The following is a 13,523-nucleotide window of genomic DNA, read 5'->3' as shown; positions in this document are numbered from 1 at the left end:
TTGGCTACAGGCGGCTCCACGCTGTGGACAAACGGTTCTCCACAGCCTGGAATGAAAGCAGTACGTCCACGGCAGGGAGGCGGGGGGACATGGCACCTGAACAAATGGCCGAGGGGCCGGAGGGAACGGGTGCCGCACCGCCCGCCCGTCCCCTCGACGCCATCGATCTGGACATCCTCCAGATGCTCCAGACGGACGGCCGCGCGTCGATACGGTCGGTCGCGGAGCGGGTGCACGTCTCGCGCGCCAACGCCTACGCGCGCATCAACCGTCTCATCGACGACGGCGTCATCCGCGGGTTCGGCGCCCGCGTCAACCACGAACGGGCCGGTCAGGGGACCTCGGCCTACATCACCCTGAAGATCATCCAGAACTCCTGGCGGACGGTGCGCGAGCAGCTCAGGCAGCTGCCCGGGGCCTCCCACATCGCTCTGGTGGGCGGCGACTTCGACGTGCTGCTGCTGGTGCACACCTCGGACAACCGGGCGCTGCGCGAGCTGGTGCTCACCCGGCTGCAGGCCATGCCCGAGGTGCTCAGCACGCGCACCCTGCTGGTGTTCGAGGAGGAGGATCTGGAGCCGCAGGGCTGAGTGCGGCCGGTCAGCCCTCCTTCCGCAGCCCTCCGAAGACCAGCCGCACGACCGCGTCGGCCACCTCGCGCTCGTCCATGCCCCGTCCGTCCGGCCGGTACCACTCGACGATCGAGTTGATCATCCCGAAGACCAGGCGCGTCGCGAGCCGCACCTCCACGTCCCCACGCACGTCCCCCTCGGCCGCCGCCGCCCTCAGCAGCTCGGCCACCCGGTGGTCGAAGTCGCGGCGCCGCTCCAGGGCCCAGCGCTCGGTGTCGGTGTTGCCGCGCACCCGCAGCAGCAGCGTCACGTACGGCAGCTCGCCGATCAGCACCTCGACCATGCGCCGCACCACGTACTCCAGGCGCCGGGCGGCGCTTCCCACGCGCGCGTGCTCCTCGTCGAGAATGCCGAAGAGGCCGTCGATCGCCCGGCTGACGGCGCGGCGCAGCAGTTCCTCCTTGCCGGACACGTGGTGGTATATCGACGACTTGGAGATTCCGGCCGCCCGGGAGAGGTGCTCCATCGAGGTGCCGTCGTAACCGCGGTCGTTGAAGACCTGGACGGCCACCGACAGCAGCGTCTCCGGGGTGTACGTGTCGCGCTTGGCGGTGGTCATGAGCTGCTGCCCTCCCGCTTGTCGGAGGCGTAGGCGTGGCGGTACAGCGCGAGGGAGGGCGCATAGCGCCCGGAGGGGTCGCGCAGGTGCAGGTCGTCGAGGAGGGCATACGCCCAGTTGCGGCCGAGCCTGCGGCTCCACTCGAAGGGGCCGAGCGGGTAGTTGACGCCCAGGCGCATCGCCGTGTCGATGTCCTCCTCGGTGGCCACGCCCTTGGCGACGGCGTCGTGCGCGAGGTCGACGATCCGGGCGACCGTGCGCGCGACGATCATGCCGGGGACGTCGCCGATGACGCTGACGTCCTTGCCGAGCGCCTGGAAGAGGCCGATGGCCTCGGCGAGCGTCTGCGGCGCGGTGTCCTGGGAGGCGGACAGGGCGATGCGGGTGGCCCGGCGGTAGTCGAGGGCGAGGTCGAAGTAGACGACGTCGCGGAACTCCACCGAGGTCTGGCCGTCGGCGAGCGCCAGTTGGCCGCCGCCGGGCAGCACCAGGCGGGTGCCGTGGTCCTCCTCCTCCTCGCGCACGGCGATGCCCGCCTCGCGGACCAGCGCGAGCAGCTCGCCGGCGGGGCCCAGGTCGCCCTCGGCGACGACGTACGCGGGCGGGCGCGCCTTCTCCGCGGTGTGCGGCTCGGCGGGCTCGGCGTCGTCGCCGTAGTCGTACCAGCCCTGCCCGCTCTTGCGGCCGAGCCGGCCCGACTCGACCAGCCGGCGCTGGGCGAGCGAGGGGGTGAAGCGCACGTCCTGGAAGAAGCTCTGCCACACGGAGTGCGTGACCGACTCGTTGACGTCCTGGCCGATCAGGTCGGTCAGTTCGAAGGCGCCCATCCGGAAGCCGCCGGACTCGCGCAGCACCGCGTCGATGGTGGCCGGGTCGGCGCCCTGGGCCTCGTAGACCGCGAAGGCCTCGGCGTAGAAGGGCCGCGCGATGCGGTTGACGATGAATCCGGGGGTGTCGGCGCAGGCGACCGGTGTCTTGCCCCAGGCGCGCGCCATCTCGTACGCGCGCGTGGCCGACGAGACGTCGGTGGCGAACCCGGAGACGACCTCGACCAGGGGCAGGAGCGGCGCCGGGTTGAAGAAGTGCAGGCCGACGAGGCGCCCGGGGCTGCGCAGCGCGCCGCCGATGGCCGTGACGGACAGGGAGGAGGTGTTGGTGGCGAGCAGACAGTCCTCGCCGACGATGTCCTCCAGCGCCCGCAGCAGCTCCTGCTTGGCGTCGAGCCGCTCCAGGACGGCCTCGACGACCAGGGAGCAGTCCGCGAGCTCGGCGAGGTCCGCGGCCGGCAGCAGCCGGCCGTGCGCGGCGTCCCGGTCGGCCGCGGTGAGCCGCTCCTTCGCCACGAGCCGGTCCAGTCGGGCGCCGATCGCCGCGGCCGCTTCTCGCGCGCGCCCCGGGACGGCGTCGTACAGCCGTACCCGATGGCCCGCCACCAGCGCGACCTGGGCGATGCCCTGGCCCATGGTGCCGGTGCCGACGACGGCCACAGGGCTGCTGAGGTCCAGTGCTGTCATGTGCGCGATCCTCCCGCACGGGGTTTTCCACAGAAGCGGCGGACCCCCTTGTCCCGACCGATCGTTCGGTTACTCTAACTCTGACCGGCTGTTTCCGCCCCTATTTCTGCCCAGGTCATGGGCTCGACGAAGAGTTCACAAGACGAGGAGTTGGTCCCGCATGGCCGCCGAACTGACCACGCACGAGCTGATCGCCAGGCACCGGCCCACCCTCGACCAGGCGCTGGAAGCGATCCGCACGCGCGCTTACTGGTCACCGCACCCCGAACACCCCAAGGCCTACGGCGAGAGCGGCAGCCTGGACATGGCGGCGGGCAAGGCCGCCTTCGACGCCCTCCTGGGCACCCGCCTCGACCTCGGCCAGCCCGGCACGGACGACTGGGTGGGCGGCGAGACGTCGCCGTACGGCATCGAGCTGGGCGTGAGCTACCCGCACGCGGACCTGGACGAGCTGCTGCCCGCCATGAAGTCCGGACAGCGCGCGTGGCGCGACGCGGGCGCGGAAATGCGCGCGGTGGTGTGCCTGGAGATCCTCAAGCGGATCAGCGACCGCACGCACGAGTTCGCGCACGCGGTCATGCACACCTCCGGCCAGGCGTTCATGATGGCGTTCCAGGCGGGCGGCCCGCACGCGCAGGACCGCGGTCTGGAGGCGGTCGCGTACGCGTACGTGGAGCAGGTCCGCACGCCCGACACCGCGGAGTGGACCAAGCCGCAGGGCAAGCGCGCCCCGCTCGCGCTGACCAAGCAGTTCACCCCGGTTCCCCGCGGCGTCTCGCTGATGATCGGCTGCAACACCTTCCCGACGTGGAACGGCTACCCGGGCCTGTTCGCCTCCCTGGCCACCGGCAACGCGGTCCTGGTCAAGCCCCACCCGCGCGCGGTGCTGCCGCTCGCGCTCACCGTGCAGGTGGCGCGCCAGGTGCTCGCCGAGTCCGGCTTCGACCCGAACCTCGTGGCGCTGGCGGCCGAGCGCCCCGGCGAGGGCATCGCGAAGACGCTCGCCACGCGCCCGGAGATCCGGATCATCGACTACACGGGCTCGACGGCGTTCGGCGACTGGCTGGAGGCGAACGCCCGGCAGGCGCAGGTCTACACGGAGAAGGCCGGCGTCAACACCGTGCTGGTGGACTCGGCGGCGAACTACCAGGGCATGCTCTCCAACCTGGCCTTCTCGCTGTCCCTGTACAGCGGCCAGATGTGCACCACCCCGCAGAACCTGCTCATCCCCCGCGACGGCATCCGCACCGACGAGGGCCCGAAGACCTTCGACGAGGTGGTCGCCGACCTCGCCCGCGCGGTCGACGGCCTGCTCGGCGACGACGCGCGCGCGAACGCGCTGCTCGGCGCGATCGTCAACCCGGACGTGAAGACGCGCCTGGAGGCCGCGGCCGGGCTCGGCGAAGTCGCCCTGGCCTCGCGGGAGATCAGCAACCCCGAGTTCCCGGGCGCGGTGGTGCGCACGCCCGTGATCGTGAAGCTGGACGGCGCCAAGCCGGACGACGAGGCCGCCTACATGAGCGAGTGCTTCGGCCCGGTCTCCTTCGCCGTCGCGGTCGACTCGGCGGCGGACGGCGTGGAGCTCCTGCGGCGCACGATCCGCGAGAAGGGCGCGATGACGGTCGGCGCGTACACGACCGACGGCGAGGTCGAGGACGCGGTCCAGGAGGTCTGCCTGGAGGAGGCGGCGCAGTTGTCGCTGAACCTCACGGGCGGGGTGTACGTCAACCAGACGGCCGCGTTCTCCGACTTCCACGGTTCGGGCGGCAACCCGGCGGCCAACGCGGCGCTGTGCGACGGCGCGTTCGTGGCGAACCGCTTCCGGGTGGTCGAGGTCCGCCGGGAGGCCGAGGGCCAGGCCTAGGCCACGCCCTGGGAGCCGTACCCGGTGGCGCTCCAGTGGTACAGCGTCATGGCCACGCTGGTCGCGAGGTTGTAGCTGGAGACCTGGGGGCGCATCGGCAGGGACAGCAGGTGGTCGGTCCGGGCGCGCAGTCCGGCCGACAGGCCGCTGCGCTCGGAGCCGAAGGCGAGGACGGCGTCGTCCGGAAGCTTCACGCCCCGGATGTCGTCGCCCTCCGGGTCGAGGGCGAACAGCGGGCCCGCGGGCAGCTCCTCGGCGGACAGCCGCTCCACGACGGTCGCGAAGTGCAGCCCCGCCCCACCGCGGACCACGGTGGGGTGCCAGGGGTCGAGCGTGCCGGTGGTGACCACACCGGTCGCGCCGAACCCGGCGGCCAGCCGGATCACGGCGCCCGCGTTGCCGAGGTTGCGCGGGTTGTCCAGGACCACGACGGGCGCGGTGCGGGGCGTGTGCGCCAGCTTCTCGATCCCGGCCGCGCGGGAGGGCCGTACGGCCAGGGCCGCCACGGCCGTGGGGTGCGGGCGCGGGACCAGGCTCCGGTACGTCTGCTCCGGCACCTCGGTCAGGAGCGCGGCCAGCTCCTCCCGTACGTCGGGAGCGAGTTCGCCGGCGAGCGCGAGGGCCGCCCGCCGGTCGGCGGTGACCGCCACCGGGACCTCCGCCGCGAAGCGCAGGGCGTGCTTGAGAGCGTGGAAACCGTCGAGCAGCACGCAGGCGCCGGCCAGCCGGCGCCAGGCGCTCACGGTGTCGGCGGTGGGGTCGGTCATGGTGGGCAGCCTACGTGTGCGTCCGGCCGGGGCCCGCCTGCGCACCCGCCCGGAGCTCAGGCGCGCGTGCGGCGCGGGCTCACGCCGTGGAGTTCGCGTGCGTGGGTACGTGGTCCTCGGGGACGCGCGGCCCGGGCAGGAGCACCCGGCCGCCGCGGGCGAGGGCGCTGCCACGCGCGCGTGCCGCCCAGCCGCCGAGCCGGCGCAGGAACGACGTCGGCAGGAACACCGAGTCGGCCGTGATCATCGCGAGGGAGAAGAACGGCAGGCCGAGGACCACGGCGATCACAGCGTGCTCGGTCATCATCACCGCCAGCAGGATGTTCTTCACCCGCCGGTTGAACAGCGTGAACGGGAAGGCGACCTGCACGATCACGGTCCCGTACGTCACGATCATCACCATCGTGCCGCTGGACGACATCAGGTCGGCGAGCGCGGGCCAGGGCGAGAAGTAGTCGAGGTGGAGGGGGTAGTAGACCGCGGTGCCGTCCTGCCAGCGAGTGCCCTGGATCTTGTACCAGCCGGCCGTCGCGTAGATCAGGCAGGCCTCGGCCATGATCACGAGGACGGCGCCGTTGTGCGCGATGTTGCCGACGACGTCGAGCAGTATCCGGGGCTCGTCGCTCTTCGCGCGGTGCCCGACGACCCATCGCACGGCGAGCGCGAGCCACACCACCCAGACGATCACCGGCACGGTCGCGTCGATGCCGTCGAACCTGCCGCCGGCGGTCACCGCGACCAGCGCGAACCCGAGCACGGCCCACAGCGCCGGACCGATCCGGTCGGCGACACGCTCGCCACGCGCGTGCGCCTCGGACGCGCGCCGGGCCCGCCGCGCGTCCATCGACCAGACCTGGCCGCAGCGCGTGAACACGAGGTAGACCGACATCAGGTGCAGGACGTTGTCGCCGCCGTCCCCCACGAAGACGCTGCGGTTCTGCAGCGAGAGCACGCCGATCATGAACAGCACCGACATGGTGCGGGTGCGCCACCCGAGCAGCAGCAGCGCGCTGGACAGCACGGCGAGCACGTAGACGATCTCGAACCAGGCGCGGCCGTCCGACCACATCAGGGCCGAGAAGGCATGGTTGACCGCGATCAGCTGCTGGGCGTCGTCCCAGCTCCACGGGCCGCCGGGGCCGTAGAGCTCCTCGCGGTGGGGGAACTCGCGCACCAAGAACAGCAGCCAGGTCGCACTGAAGCCGATACGGACGACGGCCGTCTGGTGCGGGCCGAGCGCCGACTCGGTGACGCGGGCGATGGCGGAGGAGACCGACAGGGCGAAGCGGTTCACTCGGCGCCTCCGTCGGTGTCGGCGGCCGTGACCGGCCACCAGGGCAGCACACGGTACAGGGGCTTGTCCGAGACCTTCTCGGCGCTCCAGCGGGGCGGGGTCACGTTGGTGGTACGGGAGCGGACCTGGACCCGCTCGACGACGCCGCCCTTCCCGGCCGCGTCGTCGCGCTCCAGGCGCAGCGCCACGATGCGCCGCAGGTAGTTCTCGGACAGGGCGCCGCGCAGGCCCGAGGGCCGGTTGTCGCTGTCGTGCGTGGCGACGAAGAAGTCCCAGGCCCGGCGCAGCTCGTTCTGCTGGGTGTGGCTGGGCAGCAGATTGCCGTCGATGGCCCGGCCGTCCTCGGCGGACAGGTCGTACCAGCCGGTGGTGCGCACCGAGCCGTCCTTCGCCTGCACCTCGGCGCGGACCTGGACGGCGATGTTCTGCTGGAGCGGGTTGGGTGCGAAGAGCTTCCAGTTCTGCTCGAACTCCGGGTAGACCCACTCGTCGATCGCCTTGCCGTGCGCCTTGGTCAGGGTGTTCGACGGCGCGACGTGCAGGAAGACCATCCCGAGGTGCACGCAGACGGCGACGGCGACGACCGCGAGCGCCAGCGCGGCCCCGATCTGGTACCGGGGAGAGAGCGCGGCGACGCCGCCACGGGCCTCGCCGTACGAGGCACCCGACGGCGACGGGACGATCGGCTCGGGGGGAAGGTGAGGGTCGGGGCGACGGCCCGCTTCGGGAGGGTTGCCTGGTTCGGGTTCCGGAGGGCTGCCTGGTTCCGGAGGGCTGCCTGGTTCGGGGTGACGGTCCGTTTCGGGGTAACGGTTCGTTTCGGGGAGCCGGTCAGGCTCGGGGTGATGGTCAGGCTCGGGATGGACGACCGGCTCGGTGTGGGCGATCGGTTCGGCGTGCGGGATCGGTTCAGCATCAGCACCCGGTTGGGTCCGACCATCCGGGGCGGGCCGACCATCCGGGGCGGGCCGACCATCCGGGGCGGGCCGACCATCCGGCTCCTGGGGGACTGCCGGTTCTGGCCGGAGGACCGGTTCGGAGGGGCCACCCGGTTCGGGACGAGCCGCCGGTATGGGGTGGGCGGCCGGTTCGGGCCGGGCGGCGGGCTCGGGCCGGGCCGCCGGTTCAGGCCGGGCGGCGGGCTCGGGCCGGGCTGCCGGCTCGGACGTACCACCAGGACCGTCCGGCCCGTACCGGGCGTCGGAGTCTGTGCCGTACGCGTCCATTGCCGCCCGTCTTTCGATCCCGGTCAGTTTTCCGGTGCCGGCCGTGGAGCGCCGTACCGCCCGCCCGCGCCGCGCCGTACCGCGCCGCCGCATTCGCAGGGCACGGTACTCAGGCCGCCTGCTCGGTGCAGCCCGGACGGTCCACCTCGCCGCGGCGCACACGAGGCCGCCCCCAGTTGTCCACAGGCCACGCGCACGGGTCGTCCACAGCGGGTGACACCTTACGGCGTCCGGCCCAGTCCCGGCCCACAGAACCGAACGGTCGGTCGGAGAGATTCCGAACCCCCGCCACACCGTTCCCTTCTTCTAGAACCTGTTCTATCTTGACGACCCGTCAGCTCAGCGGACCGCCGGAGGGACAGGACCGTGGACTTCACCTTCACCAAGGAGCAGCAGGCGGCGGCCGAGGCCGCACGCGGAGTGTTCGCCCCGGTCGCGCCGGACACGGTGCCCAGTCCCTCGCTCGTCGCGGGCGCCGTCGCCGACGACTTCGACCGCGGGCTGTGGGCGAAACTCGCCGAGGCGGACCTGCTCAGCCTGCTGCTCCCTCCGGAACACGGCGGCGCGGGCCTGGACGCCATCGCCTTCTGCCTGGTGCTGCGGGAGTCGGCCAAGGTGCTGGCACGTGTGCCGCTGCTGGAGTCCGCGGCGGCCGCGGCCGCCGTACAGGCCTACGGCGGCGAGAGGTTGACGTCAGAGCTGCCCGCCCGGGCCGGGCGGGGCGAGGCGGTGCTGACCGTCGCCGCGAACGGCCGCAGCGGCCACGACCCGGCCGAACTCGCCGTGACGGCGCGGCAGGACGGCGACGCATGGATTCTGGACGGCGTGCAGACGGCGGTGCCGTGGGCCCACACCGCCGACTTCCTCGTCGTACCGGCCCGTACCGCCGCCGAGTGCACACTCCTCGCCGTGATCCCCCGGACCCACCCGGGCGTCCGCCTCGGCGAGCAGATCTCCACCGCCGGCGAACGGCTCGGCGAACTGCGCCTGGAGTCGGCGCGGATCGCGGCCCACGACGTCATCGACGCCGACGGCGCCTGGGAGTGGCTGCGCTCCCTGCTGACCTGCGGCACCTGTGCACTCGCCCTCGGCCTGGGCGAACGGGTCCTGGCCATGACGAGTGAGTACACCGGCCAACGCGAGCAGTTCGGCTTTCCCGTGGCCACCTTCCAGGCCGTCGCCGTGCAGGCCGCCGACCGCTTCATCGACCTGCGCGCGATGGAGGTCACCCTGTGGCAGGCCGCGTGGCGCATCGCCTCGGGGGCGTCCGGCGTGCTGCCCGCCTCCGGCGACCTGGCGGTCGCCAAGATCTGGGCCTCGGAGGGCGTACGACGGGTCGTGCAGACGGCACAGCATCTGCACGGCGGGTTCGGCGCGGACGTCGAATACCCGCTGCACCGGTACCACGCCTGGGCCAAGCACCTGGAGCTCCAGCTGGGCCCGGCGGCGGCGCACGAGGAGGCGCTGGGCGACCTGCTGGCGGCCCACCAGCTCGGCTGACCTGCGGCCCACCCGGCGCGGAGTCCGAAGAACCCGCCCCTCACGCCAACCCGGACACCCTGGAGAACCGGGACACCCTGGAGAACCAGGACACCCCGAAGAAACGCCAGACCCCCGAGCCCCCCATACCGCCGAGACCCGCGAGCCCCCCCCAATACCGCCGAGAACCCCGAGACCCCGAGACCCCGCAGACAGGGCTACAGGACGAACCCGGGCTGGCCCCCGTCCGTCACGACGGGCCGCCCCGCCGCCGCCCACACCTGCATGCCGCCGTCGACGTTCACCGCGTCCACGCCCTGCTGGACGAGGTACATCGCGACCTGCGCCGATCGGCCGCCCGAGCGGCAGATGACGTTGACTCGGCCGTCCTGCGGGGCGGCCTCGGTCAGCTCGCCGTAGCGGGCCACGAACTCGCCGATGGGAATGTGCAGCGCCCCGTCGGCATGGCCCGCCTGCCACTCGTCGTCCTCGCGGACATCCAGCAGGAAGTCGCCGTCCTTGAGGTCCGAGACCTCGACCGTGGGCACACCAGCTCCGAAATGCATGTCCGAGACGTTACCCGACGGACCGCCTAGGCCAGCAGCTCGGCCAGCTCCTCCTCGCGCCGGGAGACGTCCGCCAGCAGCTTCTCGGCGATCTCCTCCAGAAGCTGGTCGGGATCGTCCGGCGCCAGCCGGAGCATCGCGCCGATCGCGCTCTCCTCCAGCTCCTTGGCGACCAGGGTCAGCATCTCCTTGCGCTCCGCCAGCCATTCGAGACGGGCGTAGAGCTCCTCGCTCTCGCTGGGACGGCGCTCCGCGGGCAGCGGCCCCTTCGCCCACTCCTCGGCCAGCTCCCGCAGCAGGGGCTCGTCGCCGCGCGCGTAGGCGGCGTTGACCCGGGTGATGAACTCCTCGCGGCGCGCCCGCTCGGAGTCCTCCTGCGCCAGGTCCGGGTGCGCCTTGCGGGCCAGCTCCCGGTAGAGCTTGCGGGCCTCGTCGCTGGGGCGGACCCGCTGCGGGGGCCGCACCGGCTGGTCCGTGAGCATCGCCGCGGCCTCGGGGAAGAGCCCGTCGCCGTCCATCCAGCCGTGGAACAGCTCCTCCACGCCGGGCATCGGCAGCACCCTGGCACGTGCCTCTTCGGCCTTGCGGCGGTCCTCGGGGTCGCCGGTGCGCTCGGCCCGCGCCTCCGCGATCTGTGCGTCCAGCTCGTCGAGGCGGGCGTACATCGGGCCGAGCTTCTGGTGGTGCAGCCGGGAGAAGTTCTCGACCTCCACCCGGAAGGTCTCCACCGCGATCTCGTACTCGATCAGTGCCTGCTCGGCCGCCCGAACGGCCCGTTCCAGGCGCTCCTCGGGGCGCGGCGCACCGTCCTCGGGCGTCGCCCGCGTCTCACCGGCGACACCACCCTGCTCAGCATCCGGGCTCGTCACGCGACCAGCCTAGGCCACGGCCCGCCGGGCCCTCCGCCGCACCGACGGCAACCTCCCCGACCAGCGACGACGTCAGCGCGGATCCGCCGACGACACCCACACCGCCCGCAGCCGCCCCGCCGGCACCGCCGTCGCGGCCACGCACGGCCCGGCCGGCACCGGTCCTGCCCCCGCCGATCCGCGGCTCACCGTCCGCGCCCCCGTGCCTCGGGGCAGTCGGCCTCCACCCACTGCGCCGCCAGGTCCCGGCAGGCCACCACCATCGTCCCGGGCCGGCACGCGATCTCGTGCGTGCAGCCGCCGTCGTGCGGGAGGACCTCGTCCAGGATCACCTCGCCCAGGGCGGTCACGTCACAGACGTCCAGGACGTCCACCTGGAAGCGGGAGACCCCGGTGTAGCGGACGAGCAGGTCCTCGTCGTGCTTGAAGCAGTTGTGGCCGAAGCGGATCTCGATCTCGTCGTCCCCGGTCCGGCGGACCCCCTGCGGCGCGAGGTCCTTGACGCACCGTTTGCCGGTGAAGTCGTAGTGCCCCGGGTCCGTGGCGAACGCCCGTGCCCCCGGCGGCAGTTGCCCCGCCAGCACCGGAAGCCGCGCCAGGTAGGGGCGCGGGTCCACGATCCCCGTCACCTCACCGTCCCGTGCGTCGAGGTCGACGTACTTCATCCGGTGCCCCTCCCGGCCCCGTCCCTCCCGGCCCCGCCGCTCACACCCCGAGCTCCGCCGCGACCTTCCCCGACCGCACCGCGGCGGTCAGATCGGCGTGGTCGGCCTCCGTGCGGTCGGCGTAGGCGACGGCGAAGTCCGCGATCGCCTCGTCCAGCTCCTCGTTCTTGCCGCAGTACCCGGCGATCAGCCGCGGGTCCGCGCTGTGCGAGTGGGCCCGGGCCAGCAGGGCGCCGGTCATGCGGCCGTAGTCGTCTATCTGGTCGGCGGCCAGGGCCGCGGGGTCCACGCTGCCCTTGCGGTTGCGGAACTGCCGCACCTGGAAGGGCCGTCCGTCCACCGACGTCCAGCCCAGCAGGATGTCGCTGACGACCTGCATGCGCTTCTGCCCGAGCACCACCCGGCGGCCCTCGTGCGCCACCTCCGGCACCGCGAAGCCCGCGGTCACCAGATGCGGCACCAGCGCCGAGGGACGCGACTCCTTCACCTGGAGGACGAGCGGCTTCCCCCGGTGGTCCAGGAGCAGCACGACGTACGACCGGGTGCCCACGCTGCCCGTGCCGACGACGCGGAACGCGACGTCGTGCACCGCGTGCCGGGCCAGGAGCGGGAGCCGGTCCTCGGCGAGCGTCGTCACGTACTCCTCAAGGGCCGCCGCCACCGCCACGGCCTCGGCGTCCGGCACCCCCCGCAGCACCGGAAGGGACTCCACGAAGCGGCGCCCGCCCTCCTCGGCCTCCTCCGTCGACTTCGCCGCGAAGCGCCCGCTGGTGTTGGCCCGCGCCTTCTCGGAGACCCGATCCAGCGTGCCGAGCAGGTCGTGTGCGTCGGTGTGGGAGACGAGCTCCTCGTCCGCGATGGCGTTCCACGCGTCCAGGGCCGGGAGCTTGGCGAGCAGGCGCATGGTGCGGCGGTAGGCGCCGGTCGCGTCGAAGGCCGCCCTGCGGCACTGGTCCTCGTCGGCGCCCGCCTCCCGGCCGGCGAGCACAAGGGAGGCGGCGAGCCGCTTGAGGTCCCACTCCCAGGGGCCGTGGACCGTCTCGTCGAAGTCGTTCAGGTCGATGACCAGGCCGCCGCGCGGGTCACCGTAGAGGCCGAAATTCCCGGCGTGGGCGTCGCCGCAGATCTGGGCGCGGATGCGGGTCATGGGCGTACGCGCGAGGTCGTACGCCATGAGGCCCGCCGAGCCGCGCAGGAAGGCGAAGGGGGTGGCGGCCATCCGGCCCGCCCGTATCGGCGTGAGCTCGGGGATCCGGCCGCGGTGGGACTCCTCCAGCGCGGCGACCGCGTGCGGCCGGGCGCCGTCGAGGTCGAGCGCGGAGTGCGCACCGCGCGGCACGCTCTTGCGCAGCGCCTTGCCCTCCGCCTTGGGCGACCCCTCGGGCGGCCAGGTGGCGAACCCCCGCACCTGCGGAAGCCGGCGTACCGCCGGCTCCGCCGTTTGTGCCGCACCGATTCCGGTCTGTGCCTCACCGATTCCGGTCACGCCGACCACCTCCCCCGCACCCGCACGAACATCAACTCGTGGAGACCGTACAGCCGGTGGCCGGAGCGCGTCAGACCCTGTGGAGAACTACGCGCCTGTGGAAAACCCCGGTTCACGATCATGTGGAACGAGGGTTGTGATTGTCCTCACGGGGTAAGGAGCCTCACACCGCTCCGGAGAAACGCGGAAGCCCCCAGGTCTGGGACCTGGGGGCTTCCGGCTGGTGCGCGAGGGGGGAGTTGAACCCCCACGCCCTTGCGGGCACTGGAACCTGAATCCAGCGCGTCTGCCTATTCCGCCACCCGCGCATTGGGTGTGTCTTCCGGCCTCCGCCCCTTGGGACCTGGTGCCTTCCGACATCCAGAACATTAGCACGCTGGCAGGGGTGGGTTCACATCCCTTTCCCCGGGGCAGCCGCCCACCAGGCACGTCTGCCGATCCGGTCCCGGAAGCGGTCGATCGTCCGGGGCCGGCGTTCGGTGTCGACGGAGGCCGGTTCACGTATCAACCTCGTACCGGTCCTGTCCGTCTCCCCAGGAGCCGGGCAGAGTCCACAGTCAGGTGCGGGACACTGGTCTGCGGCCGCCTCTACGATCCTGGGC

Annotated in this window: 12 protein-coding genes and 1 tRNA gene; 3 read left to right on the top strand and 10 right to left on the bottom strand. The window is 72.6% G+C overall.

The features are described 5' to 3' along the window. Positions 1–89: 89 nt before the first annotated feature. Positions 90–590 carry an Lrp/AsnC family transcriptional regulator gene (locus ACIRPX_RS23120; RefSeq protein WP_404197611.1) on the top strand — a complete coding sequence of 167 codons (501 nt, stop codon included), beginning with the start codon at positions 90–92 and terminating at the stop codon, positions 588–590. Between the two features lie 10 nt (positions 591–600). Here the strand turns inward: ACIRPX_RS23120 and ACIRPX_RS23115 are convergent, their stop codons facing one another. Further along, entirely contained in the window at positions 601–1,191 is a 591-nt protein-coding gene (locus ACIRPX_RS23115; RefSeq protein ID WP_404197608.1) for a TetR/AcrR family transcriptional regulator, read from the bottom strand. Next, complete coding sequence (locus tag ACIRPX_RS23110; RefSeq protein WP_404197605.1) at positions 1,188–2,705, bottom strand: 3-hydroxyacyl-CoA dehydrogenase; 1,518 nt, start codon at positions 2,703–2,705, stop codon at positions 1,188–1,190. Before ACIRPX_RS23110 ends, ACIRPX_RS23115 begins: the two co-directional genes overlap by 4 nt. A 160-nt stretch (positions 2,706–2,865) precedes the next feature. Here ACIRPX_RS23110 and paaN point away from each other — a divergent pair, with 160 nt between their 5' ends. After that, positions 2,866–4,569 (top strand): phenylacetic acid degradation protein PaaN, encoded by a 1,704-nt coding sequence (gene paaN / locus ACIRPX_RS23105; RefSeq protein ID WP_404197602.1) that lies wholly within the window; start codon positions 2,866–2,868, stop codon positions 4,567–4,569. Here the strand turns inward: paaN and ACIRPX_RS23100 are convergent. The 3 genes from ACIRPX_RS23100 to ACIRPX_RS23090 form a co-directional block, all read right to left on the bottom strand. Next, complete coding sequence (locus ACIRPX_RS23100; RefSeq protein ID WP_404197599.1) at positions 4,566–5,336, bottom strand: TrmH family RNA methyltransferase; 771 nt, start codon at positions 5,334–5,336, stop codon at positions 4,566–4,568. The two genes, paaN and ACIRPX_RS23100, sit on opposite strands and share 4 nt — an antisense overlap. A gap of 79 nt (positions 5,337–5,415) precedes the next feature. Further along, on the bottom strand, positions 5,416–6,630 hold the full coding sequence (locus ACIRPX_RS23095; protein ID WP_404197596.1) for an HTTM domain-containing protein: 1,215 nt from the start codon (positions 6,628–6,630) through the stop codon (positions 5,416–5,418). Continuing rightward, complete coding sequence (locus tag ACIRPX_RS23090; RefSeq protein ID WP_404197722.1) at positions 6,627–7,535, bottom strand: DUF5819 family protein; 909 nt, start codon at positions 7,533–7,535, stop codon at positions 6,627–6,629. Before ACIRPX_RS23090 ends, ACIRPX_RS23095 begins: the two co-directional genes overlap by 4 nt. Positions 7,536–8,222: 687 nt before the next feature. Here ACIRPX_RS23090 and ACIRPX_RS23085 point away from each other — a divergent pair. Then, entirely contained in the window at positions 8,223–9,356 is a 1,134-nt protein-coding gene (locus tag ACIRPX_RS23085; RefSeq protein WP_404197593.1) for an acyl-CoA dehydrogenase family protein, read from the top strand. 197 nt (positions 9,357–9,553) lie between these two features. Here the strand turns inward: ACIRPX_RS23085 and ACIRPX_RS23080 are convergent, their stop codons facing one another. The 5 genes from ACIRPX_RS23080 to ACIRPX_RS23060 all read right to left on the bottom strand — a co-directional run bounded on the left by ACIRPX_RS23080 (position 9,554) and on the right by ACIRPX_RS23060 (position 13,229). Next, positions 9,554–9,883: a rhodanese-like domain-containing protein gene (locus ACIRPX_RS23080; protein WP_404197719.1), complete on the bottom strand. Its 330-nt coding sequence runs from the start codon at positions 9,881–9,883 to the stop codon at positions 9,554–9,556. A gap of 44 nt (positions 9,884–9,927) precedes the next feature. Then, complete coding sequence (locus ACIRPX_RS23075) at positions 9,928–10,770, bottom strand: hypothetical protein (RefSeq protein ID WP_404197589.1); 843 nt, start codon at positions 10,768–10,770, stop codon at positions 9,928–9,930. A 185-nt stretch (positions 10,771–10,955) separates the two neighbouring features. Next, a complete protein-coding gene (locus ACIRPX_RS23070; protein WP_404197586.1) occupies positions 10,956–11,435 on the bottom strand; it encodes a hypothetical protein in 480 nt (159 codons plus the stop codon). A 40-nt stretch (positions 11,436–11,475) separates the two neighbouring features. Beyond that, entirely contained in the window at positions 11,476–12,912 is a 1,437-nt protein-coding gene (locus ACIRPX_RS23065) for a DUF2252 domain-containing protein (RefSeq protein WP_404197716.1), read from the bottom strand. A gap of 230 nt (positions 12,913–13,142) precedes the next feature. Beyond that, positions 13,143–13,229 (bottom strand) — tRNA-Leu (locus ACIRPX_RS23060). Positions 13,230–13,523: the final 294 nt, after the last annotated feature.

Origin of the sequence: Streptomyces sp. NPDC101225 (assembly GCF_044767585.1) — a bacterium.
GTDB lineage: Bacteria > Actinomycetota > Actinomycetes > Streptomycetales > Streptomycetaceae > Streptomyces.
Note: the sequence above shows the minus strand (reverse complement) of the source record. Positions and strands in the feature narration are given on the sequence as shown.

Bases quoted from the DNA above. Each gene is read 5' to 3' on its own strand.
- ACIRPX_RS23100 (WP_404197599.1), bottom strand. From the start codon at position 5,336: ATGACCGACCCCACCGCCGACACCGTGAGCGCCTGGCGCCGGCTGGCC.
- ACIRPX_RS23110 (WP_404197605.1), bottom strand. From the start codon at position 2,705: ATGACAGCACTGGACCTCAGCAGCCCTGTGGCCGTCGTCGGCACCGGC.
- ACIRPX_RS23070 (WP_404197586.1), bottom strand. From the start codon at position 11,435: ATGAAGTACGTCGACCTCGACGCACGGGACGGTGAGGTGACGGGGATC.
- ACIRPX_RS23120 (WP_404197611.1), top strand. From the start codon at position 90: ATGGCACCTGAACAAATGGCCGAGGGGCCGGAGGGAACGGGTGCCGCA.
- ACIRPX_RS23115 (WP_404197608.1), bottom strand. From the start codon at position 1,191: ATGACCACCGCCAAGCGCGACACGTACACCCCGGAGACGCTGCTGTCG.
- paaN (WP_404197602.1), top strand. From the start codon at position 2,866: ATGGCCGCCGAACTGACCACGCACGAGCTGATCGCCAGGCACCGGCCC.